The following is a 17,574-nucleotide window of genomic DNA, read 5'->3' on the forward strand; positions in this document are numbered from 1 at the left end:
GCCACAAGGACATATCATGCGCCTTTTGAGCGTCTGGAAACATTGTTTCGGCTCCGGTTTCCTGGAGCATGAAGGCCGGGCCGACCGGGAGGAGTTCTGGCTGTTCTCCCTGCTGGCCCTGCCGCTGGCCGTCCTGCTCGTCTGGCTCATGCTGGCGCTGGATCAGATGCTCCCCGGCCTCTGGTCACAGCCGCTGCCCGCCGGGGAGGAGATCCCGCGCCTGCTGCTGCGTCTGCTGCTGGTGGTCATCTGGCTCGGTCTGCTGGCGCCGGCCGTGTGCGTCACCATCCGTCGTCTGCACGATATGGACGCCAGCGGCCGCTGGGTCATCGCCGCACTGGTGCCAGGGCTTGCCGCCCTGTGCTGCTGGCTGCTGACGTCCTGGCAGATCGTCGTCGATGACCTGCCGCGTATGGTGCTGGATATCTGCGCCGGCGGGCTGGCCGTGCTGGAAGCGCTGGCCGTGGTGTCGCTGGGGCTGGTCTTCCTGGGCGACGGGACGCACGGGAGCAATCGTTTCGGCGCGGATCCCCTGGGACGCGCGCCGCAGCATCTGCCGCCCACGGACGTCAACGGCGTGCCGCTGCATCTCGAGGACGACGAGGAAGAGGTCATCGATCTTGATGACGTGGCCTCCCCGGAATGGCACGACGTGCCCCGCGTGGAGCTGGACAAGGAAACGGAGGAGGAGCTCCGGGCCGGCGAGCTGGCCCGTGAGGCCGCCCCTGCCGTCCAGGATGTGGTGAAGGTCGCCACCGCGGGACAGCCGGCCGCGCCGGCCCCCACCGAGGAATTTGCCCGGATGGTGGCCCAGGCGCTCCAGAAGACGGCCGCGGGCGTCGCCGCGACCGCCGGGGCGCAGCCCGCTCCCGTGCCGGGTGCGCCCGTGCGCGGCGACTGGCCGCCGGCGGATATGTCGCCGGAGGAGATGTCGCTGGCCTCGCAGTCGCTGGCGGAACTGTCCGCCCAGGCCGAGACGCCCAGGGACGAGGAGCTGGTGGATTCCCTGCTGGAAGAGATGGAACAGGCCGAGGATGCCCGCCGTGAGGCGGCCTGCATCCGGCCCGGACAGACGGTGACCCAGGCCATGCGGCGGCTGGAGGAGCAGGGGCAGGACAATGAACAGGCCACGGGGCGTTGAGGCGTCGTCATCCCGCCGGCGCTGGGGGATCCCGCTGCTCTGCCTCCTGCTCTGGGGCTGGGGAGCGCCGCCGGCCCGGGCCGCCGGAGATCCGCCGGCCCTGGCGTCGCCCCCGTTGCCGGTCGTGTCCGGCATGGCGGCGGCAGCGGCGCGGCAGGACTGCGGCGATCTGCTGCGTGAGGCCGATATACGGCCGGACGGTCTGGAATTTCTTTTCTGCCGGAAGGAAGAGCGGGGCGGGCAGGCCCGCTTCACGGCCCGTTACCGGGTTCGCGGCAGCGAGGCGGCCCGCGTGGAACGGTTGCTGCATGAGCGCTGCGGCATGGGGATGCTCGTGCGCTCGCTCGGCATCTGGAGCGTCCCGGACGGCGCGGAAGGCCGTCTGCCTGCCGGGGCGGCGCGGGTCAGCATGGGCGAAGTGCCGCAGTCCGGCGTATTCGCCGCCGACAGGACCGCCTGGGCGCACATCGCCTGGTTCGCCGTACGGGTGGACATCCCCCTGCCAGGGGCCGTGCGGACGTCCTGTCCGTAAGTCCCGGAGCGCCCGTGCGGGGCTGTTGCGCGGCGCTGGCTCCGGCTGCCGGAAGGCCCGCCGTGCGCATCGGCGGCGACGGCCGGTCCGTGTTGACGCCGCCGGGAGGAAGGCGTAAGGAAGACTAACAGGCGTTAGGCAACTTCCCAGCGAGGCGAAACATGCAGACGGCCAGCACCGCCGCGACCGGCGTCGTCCAATTCGGCACATTCTTCCTTGACGGTCAGCTTTTCGGCGTTGACATCCTCAAAATGCGGGAGATACTCTTGCCGCAGGATATGACGCGCGTGCCGCGTGCCGGGCAGGAGATGGAAGGGGTCATCAATCTGCGCGGGCTGGTCATCCCGGTGGTCAGCCTGCGGGCTCGGCTGGGGATTCCGCGCCGGCCCTACGACAAGCAGACACGCATCATCAATATGGAGATCGACGGCATGGTGGTGGGCTTCCTCGTGGATGCCATCGGCCATGTGCACAGCTACGCCGCCAGCGAGATCATGGAGCCGCCGTCGCTCTATGGCGGCGTGGAGGTCGAGGCCATCTCCGGCATGGTCATCACCGAGGCGGGCATGCTGGTGGTGCTGGACACGGCCCACCTTGTCTGTCCCGACAGCCTGCGGCAGGCGCTGGATCTCTGAGCATGTCCGCGGGGGACATCCGGCTGGCGGCCGTCCGCCTGTTCGCCCGGCAGGGGTACGAGGCCACGCCGCTTTCGGCCATCGCGGCCGCCGTCGGCATCAAGACACCATCCCTGTACGCGCATTTCCGCAGCAAGGACGACCTGTTCCGCGCCGTCTTTGACGATGCCATCCGCGCGGAACTCCAGGAGCTGGCGACCGCCGTGTCGCCGGAGGAGGCCGCGACGGAGGGCTTGCGGCGCTATCTGCGGGAGACCGTGGAGCGCTACGCGGCCACGGCGCACCTGTCCTTTCTCTTGCGGAGCATCTATCTGCCGCCGGCCTCGCTGGCATCCCATATCCGCGAGCGGGACAGGGTGTTTGCCGTCGAACTGACCAGGCGCGTGGAGCGGGCGCTCGTCCAGGGGACGGCGGCCGCTCCGCTGGGCCTGCCGCCGGAGGAGGCCGCGCTGGCCTTCATCGGCATATTGCGGGGGACTCACGCCGAATTGCTCTACGCCGGCCCTGAGGCGGCGCGGCGTCTGGGCCGGGCCCTCTGGAGCGCCTACGCCCGCGCCCTGCGGCCCGACGGCCGGTGATGCGGGCGGTCGCCGTCAGTCAGGCGAGCCGGTCAGCGGTTCGCAGACAGCCCGGCCGTCGGTACGGCCGGCCAGCAGGGCGGTGAATTCCTCCTGCCGCGCGGCGGGCAGGGTGATGGTCAGACAGGCCTCGGCGTCGTAGCTTTCGTCCACCAGCCGGGCTTCCACCTCCGGCAAGAGGCGGTGCAGCCTGTCGAGATGGGCGAAGCCCACCCGCACGCGCAGACGGCAGCGGGGCACGCGTTCCTCTTGCGGCAGCTCGGCCAGTACAGCCCGCACGCTGTCCTGGTAGGCCCGCACGAGGCCTCCCGTGCCGAGCTTGACGCCGCCGAACCAGCGGGTCACCACCACGCAGATCTCGCCGAGGCCGCTGTGCAACAGCAGTTGCAGCATGGGCCGGCCGGCCGTGCCGTGGGGCTCGCCGTCGTCGGAAAAGCCGATCTCCGCCGTCTGTCCCGGCGGCCCGGCCACATAGGCCCAGCAATTGTGCGTGGCGTCGGCGTGCGCGGCCCGGATGCGCTCCACGAAGGCCCGCGCTTCGGCATGACCGGCGGTCCGGGCGCAGTGGGCCAGAAAGCGGCTGCGGCGGATGATGAGTTCGGCCTCGTGGGGCCGGTCGGGGCAAGCGGAGGGGACGGGATAGCGGCTCATGCGGCACTGTCGTGGCTGACGGGCGGGTTGACGGCCTCGGGGTTGACGGCCTCGCCGGCGTCGGGCCGGCATCCCTGTATAGCCCGCCGCCGCCTTTCTGACAAGCTGCCGGCAGGCGCGGATACCCGAGAAAAAAATCACGGTTTTCGGGAAAAAAAGCTTTACAGCCAGGGAAGATTCAAGTAAACAGGAATTGTTCCTGATAATAACGAAACCCCTCAAGGAGACATACCATGAGCAAGACCCAGGAAAATCTGATGGCCGCCTTTGCCGGCGAATCCCAGGCCAACCGTAAATATCTCGCCTTCGCCGCCGTGGCGGACAAGGAAGGCATGCCGCAGGTGGCCAAGCTCTTCCGCGCCGCCGCTGCCGCCGAGACCATCCATGCCCATGCCCACCTGAAAAATGCCGGGCTGATCGGCAGCACCGAAGAAAACCTCAAGGCCGCCATCGAAGGGGAAACCTACGAATTCACCAAGATGTACCCTGAAATGATCAAGGAAGCCGAAGCCGAAGGCAACACCGCCGTGGCCAAGTACTTCGACTTCGCCAACAAGGTGGAAGAAGTGCACGCCAACCTGTACAAGAAGGCGCTGGCCGATCCCAAGGGCCTGGCCGGCACCGACTACTATGTGTGCAAGGTCTGCGGCTACACCCACGAAGGCCCCTGTGATTCCTGCCCCGTGTGCGGCGGCGGCGCGGCCGGCTTCTTCAAGGTGGACGACACCTGCTGCCTGAACAAGTAATCCCGGCCGGCAGGACTGCCGGCAGGCATCATATGCGACGGCGCATGCGGCTTTCCGCCGTGTGCGCCGTCCCTTTTCGCGGGGGGGACGCGCCCCGGGCGCATTGCAATTTGAGGGGAAAGCGGGCAAGATTCAGGTTTCGTGCCCGCTCCGCGGTCAGACGGACGGGCGATCAGGAGGCCTATCCATGCGTATGCTATTTGTTCTGTGCAGCGCGCTGCTGAGCCTTGCGCTGCTTGGCGGCGGGTCAGCGCCGCGTGCCGCCGATGCGGCGTCTTCTCCCGATGCCAAATACGAGGACCTGCGGCGCTTCAGCCAGGTGCTCGATCTGGTGGAGCGCAACTACGTCAAGGACGTGAGCCGGTCGGACCTCATCAACGGGGCCTTGAAGGGCATGCTCTCGGCGCTTGATCCGCATTCCACCTTCATGACGCCGGAAGAATACAAGGAGATGCACGAGAACACCGCCGGGGAATTCTTCGGCGTCGGCATCGAAATGACGCTGGAAAACGGACAGGTGACCGTACTCACCCCCATCGACGATACGCCGGCCTTCCGGGCGGGCGTGCAGCCCGGCGACCTCATCCTTTCCATCAACGGGCAGCCCACGCAGGAACTTTCCCTGTCCGAGGTCGCCTCGCGCATCCGCGGTCCCAAGGGGACGGAAGTGGAACTTACCCTGCTGCGCACCAATTCCAAGACGCCGCATACCGTGCGCATCGTGCGCGACGCCATCCCGCTGGTGAGCGTCAAGTCCCGCAAGCTGGAGGACGGCTATTACTGGGTGCGCCTCTCGCGCTTTGCCGAACCGACGTCCGACGAGCTGCGCAAGGCGCTGGCCCAGGCCGCCAAGGAAAGCAAGAAGGATGGCCTGCGCGGCATCGTGCTCGACTTGCGCAACAACCCCGGCGGCCTGCTTGATCAGGCCGTGGAAGTGACGGACATGTTCCTCTCCGCGGGCGACATCGTGTCCATCAAGGGGCGCGACAGCGCCATGCAGCGCGTGTACACGGCCCATCAGCAACCCGACGACATGGCCGACGTGCCGCTGGTGGTGCTCATCAACGCCGGTTCGGCCTCGGCTTCGGAGATCGTGGCCGGCGCGCTGCGCGATCACAAGCGGGCGCTCATCGTGGGCGAGCGCTCCTTCGGCAAGGGCTCGGTCCAGAATCTCATCCCGCTCATGGACAAGTCCGGGCTCAAGCTGACCGTTGCCCTGTACTACACGCCCAACGGCAGCTCCATCCAGGCCGAGGGCATCGTGCCGGATGTGGATGTGCCCTTTGAGGCGCCGCGCGAGCAGGACAAGGAGGCCGAGCGCTTCCTCGTGCGGGAAAAGGATCTCAATCGTCATCTGGAAAACGGCAAGCAGGCCGGACAGGGCAAGAGCAAGGCGGCCAATGAGGGACGCGATCAGCTCGAGCGCGACAACCAGCTGCGCATGGCGCTCAATCTGGTGAAGAGCCTGCCCCGGATGCGTACCATCAAGTAACGGCCTGGCGTCATGCGGAAAGTGGCCAGTTCCGCCGGAACATGCCGGACGGCAGGCGGGCGCGCGGCAAGGCGTCTGCTGCTGTTCGGCATGGTCTGGTTCGCTCTCTGCCTGGGCATCGGGCTCTGGTCGCTGGGGCAGGAAGGTCCCGGCGCGCCCCGGCAGCTCCGGGGACCGGACGGCCCGCGTCTCCAGGCGCTGCGGCAACGGGCCTTTCTGGCCGTGCTGGAACGCGCCGCGGCAGGCGTGCCGCATGCCCGTCTCTATCAGGAGCCCCGCTCCGGCGCTGACGATGTCCTGCAATACGTCATGGAAGGCGTGCGCGCCCCCCTGCGGCTGGCGCTGGGCATGCAGGAGCGGGTGGAGGTCTGGCGTCGCTCCATGCGCCCGGGCGCTGGATCCCCCCTGCTCCAGCCCGGGGAAGCGCCGCGGCTTGTCTGGCGCGATGACGGCAGCCTGGAGGTCTGCATCAACGAACGGCCCGTCCTGCGCATCCGTTTTCCCGGGCAGGAGGCGCAGCTCGGCGCGCTGGCACGGCCGCTGGGGGAGGGGTCGCTCGTCATCGTCATCGACGATATGGGGCAGCGGCTGGAAACGGCGGAGCAGCTTGCCGCCCTGCCGTTCCCGGTGACCTTTGCCGTCTGGCCCCATGCGCGCCGTGCTGGCGAAGTGGAACGGCTGGCGCGGGAACGCGGACTTGACGTCATCGTGCATCTGCCCATGCAGCCGTTGCGTCGCGAAGGCGGCAAACAGCCGGACGCAGGCCCCGGCGCCCTGACGGAGAGCATGAGCGCCGCCGAGATGCGCGCCGTGCTGGACGCCGCCTTCACGCGTCTGCCATCGGCCATCGGCTTCAACAATCACATGGGCTCGCGCTTTACCGGCAGTCGCAACGGCTGTCGCCTGCTGTGCAGCCAGTTACGCGGGCAGGGGCTGTTCGTGCTGGACAGCATGACCCAGAACCATTCCGTTCTTTGCAAGGAGGCCCTCCAGCAGGGTCTCGTAGGGGCCGAGCGCAGTGTTTTCCTGGACAACGAGCGCAAGGTCCCCGCCATCCTGGCCGCGCTGGACATCGCGGCCGAAAAGGCGCGGCGGCATGGCCTGGCCATCGCCATCGGCCATCCCTATCCCGAGACCGTGCAGGCGCTCCGGCAATGGCCGCTGGCCGCCGGGCGGGAAGGGGTCGCCGTGGTGTCCCTGCGCCGTCTGGTCTGGCATCTGGCCACCCGCACTGACGGGGAGTGAGCCGGCCGGCCGCCTTTCTCGCGCCGCGCCTGCGCCGGGTCACGGCGTGCGCCCTGCCGGCATGGCATGCTGATGTATACACCTGCAACCCCACGGAGGTTTTCCATGAAGTGGTTCGTCCATGTTTGTCTGGCGCTGGCCCTGCTGGCCGCGGGAGCGAGCGCCGCCCGTGCCGACGCCTACCAGCTCTCCACCCACATCCTCGACATCACCCGCGGCAAGCCTGTGCCGGGGGTGCAGATCCTCCTTTTCAAGATCGACACCACCAAGGACATCTGGGTCAAGGTGGCCGAAGGCCGGACGGACGAGAACGGCCGGGTGGGCAACTTCCTCCCCGGCGTGGGCAATGACGGGACCTACAAGCTGCGTTTCGAGGTGGCCCCCTATTTCAAGGCCCATAACGAGCCCTCGCTCTACCCCTTTGTGGAGATCATCTTCGCCATCGAAGGGGCCGGACATTACCATATCCCCATCACCATGTCGGCCAACGGCTATTCCACCTATCGCGGCAACTAGGACCTGCCGACACGTCTTGCTGTTTGTGTGGGGGGAAGGGGAACCCCTCGCGTTGCTGTCGATGCCCGCAAGGCCTTGCGGCCCAACAGGCATGGCCTGCGGGCCGCCCGCTGGATCGCCGCCGGCGCGGGAGGGCCCAGCCTTTTCGCAGCGAAGCGAGAAAAGGCGTTCTCGCCATTCTTCCCCCCACGCTCTCCATCCCTCTTCCAGCGCGCTTTTATCGGGGGAAGCGTCGAGAGAACACGGGGGACCCCCGCTCCATGGACACGCGGCGTGTGGACGGCTCGTTTGGCATATGGCGTAAAATTATTTATAAAATTTATGTTGTCAGCCCCTGGCCTGCCCCCGGCACCGGGGTTGCCCGCACAAAAGCGCAAAGGGCGCGCGGCGGAGAGCTCCGCCCGTGCCCTTTTTGACGACACCCCGCTGACGGCCGGACTGTTTGCGGCTGGCCGCGGCTGGACTTTCCCGCCGTGAGGGCGTAGCAGGGGAGACGACCCCGCCCCATGCGCGGGGAACAGGAGGAGATATGGCTACATGCACCATTGCCTGTATCGGCTGCGGCAACATGGGCGGCGCCATGCTGGGCGGCTGGCTCGCGGTGGCCGGCAAGCGGGACTACCGTCTGCTCGGCATGACGCGCACCCCCGCCCGGGCGGCGGCTCTTGTGGAGCGCGGGCTCACGCTGTGCGGAACGGCGGAAGAGGCCGCACGGCAAGCGGATATCGTCGTGCTGGCCGTCAAACCCTATCAGGTGGCGGACGTGCTTGCCGGCCTGTCGCCCGCGCTCGACGCCGGCAAGCTGCTGGTTTCCGTGGCCGCCGGCGTGAGCGTGGAGCGTTTGCGCGCGGCTTCCGGCGGACGCTGCCCGGTGGCGCGCTGCATGCCCAACACGCCCGCGCTGGTGGGCAAGGGCGTCTTTGCGCTGTGTTTTGACGATCCGGCCCTGACGCCGGAGGCTCGGGAGCGCGTGCAGCGCCTCTTTGCCGATCTGGGCGTCTGCGTGGAGCTGCCCGAAGCGCGGATGACCGCCTTTTCCGCGCTGGTGGGCGCGGGGCCGGCCTATGTCTTCCAGATGATGCAGGGCCTTGTCCAGGCAGGGGCGACACAGGGCTTTTCCTGGGCGCAGTCGCGCGAGCTGGTGGCGGCCCTCTTTGAAGGCTGCGCCTGCATGGCCCGGCAAGAGACGACGCCTCTCATGGAGATGCGGGACAACGTCTGCTCTCCGGCGGGGCTGACCATCGCGGGCGTCAACGTGCTCGACCGGGCGGGCCTCTCCGGCCTGCTGGTGGATGCCGTGCTGGCCGCCGAGCAGCGCGGCCGCGAGATGGAAGGCGGCAAGGCATGAACCGACCGGCGGGCGGCATGCGGAACCTCGGCCTGCTTGTCCGGCGGGAGGCTCCGCCGCTGCCCGTCTTCCAGACGACCCGCCTCCATGCCCGCTCAGTGAGCGTACGGGCGATGGCGGCGGAAGCAACGCACAACTGACGCGCTGCCTTTGACAGCGAAAAGGAGCGACCGACAATGACCCTGAGCAATGTGGGCCTGCTGGCGCTGGCCGGGGCAATGGGCACGCTGGCCCGCTACGGGATCTCGGAGCTGGCCAGCCGGCTGGCCGGCGGCAACTATCCGCTGGGGACCTTCACGGTCAATGTGCTGGGATCCTTCCTCTTCGGCTTCATCTGGCATCTGGCGGCCGTGCGTCTGCTCATCCCCGACCATGTGCGCATCATCCTGCTGGTGGGCTTCATGGGCTCGTTCACCACCTTTTCGTCCCTCATGTTCGATTCCTTCGCGCTGGGGCAGACGCGCCTTGTGCTGCTGTTCTTCAACATCGGGGCGCAGGTGGTGCTGGGCATGGGGGCGCTGCTGCTGGGCATGACGCTGGCCCGGCAGCTTTGATGCACCGTTAATCCCCGCCGCCGCCTCCGTCGCAGCCTCCACAATCCCCCCCACCGTCGCCGTCGCCTCCATCGCCGTCCCCGCCAAAGAATCCCCCGCAATGAGGGCAGCGACCGCTTGTCGGGGCATGGGAATCGGGGGTGTCATCGAAAAAAGCGTCGTCCTTGCTCAGAGTGCCACCAGTACCGTCCACAGGGGCCCTCGAACCGAGGGCACGCTGTCTGGGGCGTCAGCCGCAGCGTTTTTTTATCATGTCGTCAAAGACAAGATATCGGAAGATGAAGTAAATCAGGAAGAGCAGAAAAACCACGAGTAAAAATTTACCAAGCAAGCTGAGCAGTTCCCATATCATGCAGGTCCTCCAGGTACAGGATTCCTTGTGTGTTTTTTGGGGGGGAGAAGTCTCCTCCTGCTGTGCTGGCGATGCCTGCCGGCGCGGCCCTGCGGGGCCCTCCCCGGAGCGTTGCCCTGCAGAAAGGCATTTTTTCCTCCGCACGCTCCTCCGCCTTTCCCCCACCCTCCGCCGGGGTGAGGAGGATGGGGCGCGAAGCATCCGTTCAAAGGAAAGAATATCTTCCTTTCCAGAGGGTCAGACTTCCCTCCTCGAGATGGGGTGTCTGATCATGCGTCCCGGCCCTGATGCCGTTCAATTCCCGCCGCCTCCGTCGCACGACGAACCGGCTGAGGATCCGCCCCGGCATGATCGCCGCCACGGTCACTGCCGGCGGGACGGGATGACGCGGCGGACGGCGTCCTTGCTCCGGGCGTGCCGTCGAAAAAGAAGCCGTCCTTGCGCGGGGGGTGTTCATTGTCGTTCAGCGGATCCCTCAGACCGAGGGCGCGCAGGTTGGGGCGTCAGCCGCAGCCGTTGCCCGCCGCGCCGTTGCCGATGAGGCGGGACAGGCCAAAGCCCAGCAGGCCGCAAAGGAGCAGGGCGAGCACAAGTTCCAGCATGTGAACCTCCGTAAGGGGGGCGGCGGGCCGCCATTCTCTGCGTCAAGCATGCCGTTGTCGGGCGCTCTGGTCAAGGCAGGCTTCCCTGTAGGCGGCAAGGGCTTCGGGGAAAGGCGACAGCACCCGTTCCAGCACGCCCTGCGCCAGCGATATGGCCATACCGTAATTGGTCATGGGCAGATCGGCGCGCTGTGCCGTGATGAGACGGCGGGTCATCTGACGCCGGCTGAGGGTGCAGCCGCCGCAGTGCACCACAACGCGGGCCTGCTGGATCGCGTCATAGTCCTGCCAGTGCCGGCCGGCCAGCAGGCGGCAGTCCAGCTCGCCGCCCGCCAGACGGGCCAGCAGACGCGGGATCTTGACCCGGCCGATGTCGTCCTCCTGCGGATGGTGCGAGCAGGCCTCCTGGATGAGGACCGTGTCGCCGGGGCGCAAACTGTGGAGTGCCGCCGCGCCGCGCGCCAGCAAGGGCAGATCGCCCTTGAGGCGGGCCATGAGCACGGAAAAGGTGGTGAGCGGGATCTCCGGCGGCGCTGCGGCGGCCACGGGGGCAATGACCTGGGAATCGCAGACGATGAGCTGCGGCGCTTCGCGCAGACTCTCCAGCGCCGCGCCGCATTCCTCGTCCGTGACCACGAGGCAGAGGGCGTGTCCGTCCAGCGCATCGCGGATGGCCTGTACCTGCGGCATGATCAGGCGGCCCTTGGGTGCGCTGCCGTCCTGCGGGCAGACGAGGAGCAGCCGCCCCCGCGGGGGGAGAAGATCGCGCAGCAGGGGAGGTTCCTCCTCCTGCGGACGCAGGCGCACCAGCAGCTCCCGCACCTCGTCCAGCGCGCCGGCGGGCGTGGACGTCCCGTCCAGCCGGCAGACGGCCAGCGGGATGGACGCGGGCAGGGCGAAGGTCTCCGGCCCCAGACGGCGGGCGGCCTGCTCCGCCGCCGCATCCCGGCAGTTGCAGACGACGCCGAACGGCACGTCCGCCGCCTGCAGGGCCGCGGCAAGCCGGGCCTCCGGCGGGCCCCAGAGGCTGTCCTCCAGTACGACCAGAGCCACATCCACTTCCTCAAGCGTCCGCAGGCTGCGGGCCACGCGCTGCGCGCCCAGCTCGCCGGCATCATCGAGGCCGGGGGTATCCAGCAGCACCACAGGGCCCAGCGGGGCGAGCTCCATCACTTTTTCCACCGGGTCCGTGGTCGTGCCGGGCACGGGAGAGACCAGGGCCGCATCCTGGCCGCAAAGCGCGTTGCACAGACTGGATTTTCCGGCATTGCGGCGGCCGAAGAGGCCGATATGCAGCCGCTGGGGACGACGAGCATCAGACATGGGCGGGATCTCCTGCCGGAGGGGCGGCGGGCAGACTGTGCCGCAGCCCCGCGGCGGTTATGGCGCGGCGGGCGGCCTCGAGGCTCACCTGTGCCTTGTTGTCGTAAATACGGTAGGCCGAACGGCAGGCGGGCGGCGTGAAGGACGGCATGAGCACATTGGCTCCGGCCAGCAGGCCCTGTCGTTGTCCGTCGGCGGGCGAGAGGCTGGCCAGTGCCGTGGTGGCGGGCAGATGCGCCGTGGGCAGGACCAGCCGCAGGACGGCCAGCACCCGCAGCGTCAACGGCACGTCGCCACGGGGCGCATGGGCCAGCGGCGTGGCCGCCTGCGGGATGAAGGGGCCCACGCCGCACATGGCCACGCCCAGTCGCTGCACCAGCAGGATGTCGTCCACGAGCGAGGTGGGACGCTGGCCCGGCACGCCTACCAGAAACCCCGAGCCGACCTCGTAGCCCAGTTCGGCCAGCCATTCCAGCGCCCGTATGCGTTCCGCGAGCTGGTGACCGGGATGCAGACGGGCATACAGGGCCGCATCCGCCGTCTCATGCCGCAGCAGGAAGCGGTCCGCGCCGGCCTCCCGCCAGCGGGCATAGTGTTCGCGCGGCACTTCGCCCACGCTGAGGGTGACGGCCAGGCTCAGCTCGGCCTTGACCTGCCGGATGATGCCGGCCAGCCAGTGCGGCGGGCGTTCCCATTCGCCGGATTGCAGGACAAGGGTGTCCACGCCGGCGGCGGCCGCCTGCCGGGCCGCGGCCAGTATCTGCCCCTCGGTCAGGCAGTAGCGGCCAAGTTCGCGGTTGGCGCGCTGCAAGCCGCAGTAGCGGCAGTTGCGGCGGCAGAGATTGGCAAATTCCAGCAGGCCGCGCACGAAGACGTGCCGTCCCACGGCGGCACGGCGCTGTCGTTGCGCCGCGGCCCGCAGTTCGGGCCAGGGCATGCGGAAAAGCAGCTCGAGGATCTGGCGACGGTCCATGACTGGGCGGAGAGGCAATGGCGGGGCGAAAGCGGCGGGGCCGGAGGTCGTCCGTACCGGGACGGCCCCCGGCCCGCGGCCTAGTCGTGCGGAGCGCTGTCCGGCGAGGACTGGGCAAAGCGGTCCACCAGGCGGGCCGCCTTGTCCGCTTCGGCCAGCACGCCCGCGCCGCCCACGCAGCCGCCCACGCAGGTCATAACCTCGACGAGGTTGCCGGGGCAGCTGCCGTCGATATAGGATTGCATTTTACGCAGGGCCTGCAGGGAAAGGCCGTTGATAAAGATGGGCCGCACCTCTTCCCGGTCGCCCACGACCTTCTTGACCGCGGCCGCCACGCCGCCGGAAATGGCGTAGCCGCGTCCTGCGCCGGAGGCATTGCCGAGCTCGGCTTCGGCGCATTCCTCCACCACGATGCCCCTGGCGTCCAGCAGGGCCCCGACCTCTTCGAAGGTCAGCACGAAATCCACCAGCGGGTCGTTGAGCCCTTCCGTGCGCTTGGCCACGCAGGGGCCGAGAAAGACATTGATGGTGTCGGGCCGGGCCTGACGCGAGAGCTCGGCCGCGTAGTGCATGGGCGTACGCGTTTCCGAGACGAAGGGGAGCAGGTTGGGGGCGTGGCGGCGAACGGCCTCCACATAGGCCGGGCAGCAGGAGGTCGTCATAAACTTGTCGCCGCGCGCCATGCGCTCCACGAATTCCTCGGCTTCACGCCGGCTGGTGACGTCGGCGCCGGCGGCCACCTCCGCCACCTCGTCGAAGCCCAGCGCCTTGAGCGCGGTGATGATGCGCGGCAGCCCGCCCTTGAACTGGCCGACCATGGCCGGAGCCACCAGGGCCGTCACATGGGCGTCGCTGCGCAGGGCCAGCAGCACCTCCAGTACTTCGCTGCGCTCCATGACCGCGCCGAAGGGACAGGCGCGCATGCAGCGGCCGCAGCTCGTGCATTTGTCGAAGTCGATCTCCGCCCGTCCCTCGGGGCCCTTGTGGATGGCCTGCACCGGGCAGGCCGCCTCGCAGGGGACATTCAGGCGCACGATGGCCTGGTAGGGGCAGTGGTCGTGGCATTGCCCGCAGTTGCGGCATTTGTTGGCGTCGATATAGGAACGCCCCTGCGCGAAGGAGATGGCCCCGAAGCGGCAGCTGCCGGCGCAGGAGCGGGCCACGCAGCCCTGACAGGCGTCGCTGACGAAGTAGCGGGCCTTCATGCAGCCGTGGCAGGCAATGTCGCAGACGGTCAGGATGGGCCAGTTGGGCGTCTGATCGGCCAGCGCCTGTTCGGCAAAGTGACGCAGGGGCACGCTGTCGTCCGGCTGATCTTCCAGCCGGAAACCCAAGGCCGCGATGATGCGTTCGCGCAGGATGGCCCGGTCCTTGTAGATGCAGCAGCGGGTCTGCTCGTTGCCGTTGCGCGGCCGCATGACGTAAGGGATGCTGTCGATGTGCTCGGCCAGGCGATCTTCCCAGAAAGCCCGGGCAATATGCCCGATGACGCCGAGCCGCAGGGCACAGACCATGTTCTTGTTTTGCAGGGTCATGTTTTCTCCTGAAAAAAAAGAGGGGTAGGTAAAAGGAGGGCTCCTGTCCTGTAAAAATGCGGGCGCTCAACGCAAGACCGGTTTACGGCTCCGCAGCAGGGGCTTGCCGAGGCGCAGCTCTTCCATGATGCGCGGGATCTCCGCCGCGCGCTCATCCGTGCCGCGCAGCAGAACCAGGACGAGATACAGCTTGCCGCTGCGCTCCATGCGGGTGCGGAGCCCGCGGCCTTCCAGCCGCTGACGCAGATCGTCCACCGAGGCTTCGTCCCGGAAGGCCCCTACCTGAAAAACGTAATCGTGCATGGTGGCCGGAGCGGGCGGCGGCGCCGTCCGTCCTTCGGGAACGGCGGCCTGCATGCCCGGCGGCATGGGCGGCACGGCGGCCGTCTGCGGGCTGCCGGGCGCGGGCTGGGCCGGGGCGGGCTGCGGCGGCACGGCCGGCGGCAGCGGCGGGCTGGCCAGCTCCACCGATTCGCCGGGAGCGGCGCGCAGCACCCGGGAGAAGCGCAGCTCCTCGGCGGACAGGATGCCCTCCGCCTCCCTGCCGGCATCGGACGATTCCGGGGCGGAGGCGGAGGCGCCGTCGTCTTCGCCGGCGCTCGCTTCCGCCGTTTCCGTGCCGTCATCCGGGCGCACGTTGCGGGGCGCGTCGCTGCTGTCGGTACTCATGGGCGAACCGCTCTCCCACTGGCTGCGGCCAAACATGACGCCGACGAGGTAGGCGGAAGAAATGGCGACCAGCGCCAGAAAAAGCACGGCCAGCATGGAAGGCAGCGTCAGCGGGATGCCGGGACGCGTGCCTTCCTCCCTGCCGGGAGTCTTTTTCTGGCGGAGGGGATTGGACATGAAAGCTCCTTGGGCCGGTATCTCTTTGTTGACCGTCGTAAGACATAACCCGCCGGGTCGCGAAGGTAAAGAGAGGCCCGCGCAGGTTCGGGCGACGGCGTCAGCGGCATTGACTTTGGGGCGCTTCAACGTACAATGCGCGCACCAGTCGCTGCCTTGCCATCCCCGTTCGGACGGATGGCAGGGCGCTCCTTGTTTACGGCGTCCGAGCCGAACATCCAGCCTCACGGGGGGAAGCAGAGTGGCGAAAAACCGTGCCTTGCAGCAGTGGCGTGTGGAAGATTCCATCGAACTTTACGGCATCCGCAACTGGGGGGCCGGATATTTCAATGTGGCCGACAACGGGGATGTGGTCATCTGTCCCCAGGGGCCCAAGGGACCGCAGATCCCCATTTCGGAGATCATCGCCGGGCTGCATGCGCGCGGTTACGACATGCCGGTGCTCCTGCGCGTGGAAAACATCCTGGATGCGCGCATCAGCAACATCCACGATTCCTTCCGCAAGGCCATCAAGAATCTGGGCTACAAGGGCCAATACCGCGGCGTCTTCCCCATCAAGGTCAATCAACAGCAGCAGGTGGTGGAAAAGATCGCCCAGTTCGGGGCCAATTACCATCACGGGCTGGAAGTGGGCTCCAAGGCCGAGCTCATCGCCGCCATCTCCCTCATGCGGGATACGGAAGCCTGCCTGATCTGCAACGGCTACAAGGACGAGGAATTTTTCGACCTCGGCCTGCAGGCCCAGCGGCTGGGCTTCAACGTACACTTCGTCATGGAGATGCCCGGTGAACTGGACCTGCTGCTGGAACGCAGCAAGGCCCTCGGCGTGCGCCCCAATATCGGCGTGCGGGCCAAGCTGGCCGTCAAGGCCGGCGGGCACTGGACCGATTCCGGCGGCGAGCGGTCCACCTTCGGCCTCGGGGCCTCGCAGATCGTGGATGTCGTGGACAAGCTCAAGGCCCATGACATGCTCGACTGTTTCCGCCTGCTGCACTACCATCTGGGCTCGCAGCTCTCCAATATCCGCGACATCCGGCGCGGCGTCATGGAAGGGGCGCGCCTCTATGTGGGCCTCGTGCAGGAAGGCGCGCCCATGGGCTACCTCGACCTTGGCGGCGGCCTGGCCGTGGACTATGACGGCTCCCACACCAACTACATCTCCTCCCGCAACTACACGCTGGACGAATACAGCACCGACGTGGTGGAAGCCATTATGAGCATCCTGGATGAGCAGGACATCCCCCACCCGCACATCATCACGGAATCCGGGCGCGCCACCGTGGCGTATTATTCCGTCCTGCTCTTCAATATCCTCGACGTGAGCTCCGTGGAAGAAGTGCAGCTGCCCGAGACGCTGAGCGAAGAGACCCCCGAACCGGTCCGCAACCTGCGCGAGGTGCTCTCCGGTATCACGCTGCGCAATCTTCAGGAATGCTACAACGACGCCATCTATTACCGGGACGAGATGCGGCAGCTCTTTTCGGCCGGCCGCGTGAACCTGCGGCAACGCACGCTCTCCGAGCGCTTCTTCTGGGCCATCATGCTGCGCATCGCTGAAGAAAAACGCCGCCTCAAGACCGTTCCCCGCGACCTGCAGGACATCGACGCCAGCCTTGCCGACATCTATTACGGCAATTTCAGCGTGTTCCAGTCCCTGCCGGACTCCTGGGCCATCAATCAGCTCTTCCCCATCATGCCCGTCCACCGCCTGAACGAATTCCCCTCGCGGCAGGGCATCATTTCGGACATCACCTGCGATTCCGACGGCCGCATCGACCACTTCATCGATTCACAGGGCCTCAAACATACCCTCGATCTCCACCCCCTGCGCGACGGCGAGGAGTATTACCTCGGAGCCTTCCTCGTGGGAGCGTATCAGGAGACCCTGGGCGACCTCCATAACCTCATGGGCGATACCAATGTGGTCTCCATCCGCTGCGGCGAGGACGGCAGCTACGAATATGTGCGCGAGATCCGCGGCGACTCCGTGGCCGATATCCTGAGCTATGTGGAATACGACCCGCGCCGCATCCTCGATGATCTGCGCAGTACGGCCGAACGCGCCGTGCGTGAAAAACGCATCTCCCCCAGCGACCGTTACGCCATCCTCCAGAGTTTCGAAGACGGTCTGCGCGGCTATACCTATTTTGAAAGATAAAGGGAATCGTGGGGGGAAGGGCTCCTTTGTGGACGGCAGATTGTCAAACGAAAGTTGACACAAGGAAGACCCCGTTTTCCCTCATTTTTTCCACAGTTGTCCTGTCACCGAACTTCTTGCGCGGGTGGTGGTTTATGAAGGCCACCGCCCGCGCTGTCTCGTGCTCCCCAAGGCCCCTGAAGTTTCGCATGCGGGGGAAAAATTGCCGGAGCAGTCCGTTTGTCTGCTCATTGAGCCCCCGCTCTCCGGGGCAGCCGGCGTGGCGGAAAGAGCTTGCCGTACCAAAATGCTGGTCTATCTGCTTGTAATTGAAAAATTCCTTGCCCTGGTCATAGGTGATGCTTTTG

Annotated in this window: 18 protein-coding genes; 12 read left to right on the top strand and 6 right to left on the bottom strand. The window is 67.2% G+C overall.

Annotated features, from left to right (window positions below):
* The first annotated feature begins 16 nt into the window (after positions 1-16).
* From Q0J54_RS04675 to Q0J54_RS04690, 4 genes are all read left to right on the top strand, one after another.
* The gene (locus tag Q0J54_RS04675) at positions 17-1,141 is read left to right on the top strand and encodes a DUF805 domain-containing protein (RefSeq protein ID WP_296304268.1); all 1,125 of its coding nucleotides are present in this window, start codon (positions 17-19) and stop codon (positions 1,139-1,141) included.
* A complete protein-coding gene (locus tag Q0J54_RS04680) occupies positions 1,119-1,673 on the top strand; it encodes a DUF4952 domain-containing protein (RefSeq protein ID WP_296304269.1) in 555 nt (184 codons plus the stop codon). Before Q0J54_RS04675 ends, Q0J54_RS04680 begins: the two co-directional genes overlap by 23 nt.
* A 161-nt stretch (positions 1,674-1,834) precedes the next feature.
* Positions 1,835-2,308, top strand: coding sequence for a chemotaxis protein CheW (locus Q0J54_RS04685; protein ID WP_296304270.1), 474 nt, complete (start codon positions 1,835-1,837; stop codon positions 2,306-2,308).
* A 2-nt stretch (positions 2,309-2,310) separates the two neighbouring features.
* Complete coding sequence (locus Q0J54_RS04690) at positions 2,311-2,886, top strand: TetR/AcrR family transcriptional regulator (protein WP_296304271.1); 576 nt, start codon at positions 2,311-2,313, stop codon at positions 2,884-2,886.
* A 15-nt stretch (positions 2,887-2,901) separates the two neighbouring features.
* Here the strand turns inward: Q0J54_RS04690 and Q0J54_RS04695 are convergent, their stop codons facing one another.
* Positions 2,902-3,537 (bottom strand): YigZ family protein, encoded by a 636-nt coding sequence (locus Q0J54_RS04695; protein WP_296304272.1) that lies wholly within the window; start codon positions 3,535-3,537, stop codon positions 2,902-2,904.
* A gap of 233 nt (positions 3,538-3,770) precedes the next feature.
* On the opposite strand from Q0J54_RS04695, the gene Q0J54_RS04700 reads away from it, so the two are divergent.
* The 7 genes from Q0J54_RS04700 (at position 3,771) to Q0J54_RS04730 (ending at position 9,438) form a co-directional block, all read left to right on the top strand.
* Positions 3,771-4,283 carry a rubrerythrin family protein gene (locus tag Q0J54_RS04700; protein WP_296304273.1) on the top strand — a complete coding sequence of 171 codons (513 nt, stop codon included), beginning with the start codon at positions 3,771-3,773 and terminating at the stop codon, positions 4,281-4,283.
* A gap of 187 nt (positions 4,284-4,470) precedes the next feature.
* On the top strand, positions 4,471-5,775 hold the full coding sequence (locus Q0J54_RS04705) for a S41 family peptidase (protein WP_296304274.1): 1,305 nt from the start codon (positions 4,471-4,473) through the stop codon (positions 5,773-5,775).
* 12 nt (positions 5,776-5,787) lie between these two features.
* Positions 5,788-7,020 carry a divergent polysaccharide deacetylase family protein gene (locus tag Q0J54_RS04710; RefSeq protein ID WP_296304275.1) on the top strand — a complete coding sequence of 411 codons (1,233 nt, stop codon included), beginning with the start codon at positions 5,788-5,790 and terminating at the stop codon, positions 7,018-7,020.
* Positions 7,021-7,125: 105 nt separating this feature from the next.
* Complete coding sequence (gene uraH / locus Q0J54_RS04715) at positions 7,126-7,536, top strand: hydroxyisourate hydrolase (protein WP_296304276.1); 411 nt, start codon at positions 7,126-7,128, stop codon at positions 7,534-7,536.
* 529 nt (positions 7,537-8,065) lie between these two features.
* Complete coding sequence (proC, locus tag Q0J54_RS04720) at positions 8,066-8,884, top strand: pyrroline-5-carboxylate reductase (RefSeq protein ID WP_296304278.1); 819 nt, start codon at positions 8,066-8,068, stop codon at positions 8,882-8,884.
* The gene (locus tag Q0J54_RS04725; protein ID WP_296304279.1) at positions 8,881-9,024 is read left to right on the top strand and encodes a hypothetical protein; all 144 of its coding nucleotides are present in this window, start codon (positions 8,881-8,883) and stop codon (positions 9,022-9,024) included. The genes proC and Q0J54_RS04725 overlap by 4 nt, the downstream gene beginning before the upstream one ends.
* 36 nt (positions 9,025-9,060) lie before the next feature.
* The gene (locus tag Q0J54_RS04730; protein ID WP_296304280.1) at positions 9,061-9,438 is read left to right on the top strand and encodes a CrcB family protein; all 378 of its coding nucleotides are present in this window, start codon (positions 9,061-9,063) and stop codon (positions 9,436-9,438) included.
* Positions 9,439-10,434: 996 nt separating this feature from the next.
* Here the strand turns inward: Q0J54_RS04730 and hydF are convergent.
* The 4 genes from hydF to Q0J54_RS04750 form a co-directional block, all read right to left on the bottom strand.
* Positions 10,435-11,715: a [FeFe] hydrogenase H-cluster maturation GTPase HydF gene (hydF, locus tag Q0J54_RS04735; RefSeq protein ID WP_296304281.1), complete on the bottom strand. Its 1,281-nt coding sequence runs from the start codon at positions 11,713-11,715 to the stop codon at positions 10,435-10,437.
* Positions 11,708-12,688, bottom strand: coding sequence for a [FeFe] hydrogenase H-cluster radical SAM maturase HydE (hydE, locus tag Q0J54_RS04740; protein WP_296304282.1), 981 nt, complete (start codon positions 12,686-12,688; stop codon positions 11,708-11,710). Before hydE ends, hydF begins: the two co-directional genes overlap by 8 nt.
* Before the next feature lie 80 nt (positions 12,689-12,768).
* Positions 12,769-14,223 carry a monomeric [FeFe] hydrogenase gene (locus Q0J54_RS04745; RefSeq protein ID WP_296304283.1) on the bottom strand — a complete coding sequence of 485 codons (1,455 nt, stop codon included), beginning with the start codon at positions 14,221-14,223 and terminating at the stop codon, positions 12,769-12,771.
* 66 nt (positions 14,224-14,289) lie between these two features.
* Positions 14,290-15,069 (bottom strand): SPOR domain-containing protein, encoded by a 780-nt coding sequence (locus tag Q0J54_RS04750; RefSeq protein WP_296304284.1) that lies wholly within the window; start codon positions 15,067-15,069, stop codon positions 14,290-14,292.
* A gap of 241 nt (positions 15,070-15,310) precedes the next feature.
* Between Q0J54_RS04750 and speA the strand changes: the two genes are divergently transcribed.
* The gene (gene speA / locus Q0J54_RS04755; RefSeq protein WP_296304285.1) at positions 15,311-17,227 is read left to right on the top strand and encodes a biosynthetic arginine decarboxylase; all 1,917 of its coding nucleotides are present in this window, start codon (positions 15,311-15,313) and stop codon (positions 17,225-17,227) included.
* Positions 17,228-17,270: 43 nt separating this feature from the next.
* Here speA and Q0J54_RS04760 read toward each other — a convergent pair.
* A partial coding sequence (locus Q0J54_RS04760) for a transposase (RefSeq protein WP_367172229.1) occupies positions 17,271-17,574 on the bottom strand: 304 nt, incomplete at its 5' end.

The sequence above is a fragment of the uncultured Desulfovibrio sp. genome, assembly GCF_944324935.1.
Lineage (GTDB): Bacteria > Desulfobacterota > Desulfovibrionia > Desulfovibrionales > Desulfovibrionaceae > Desulfovibrio.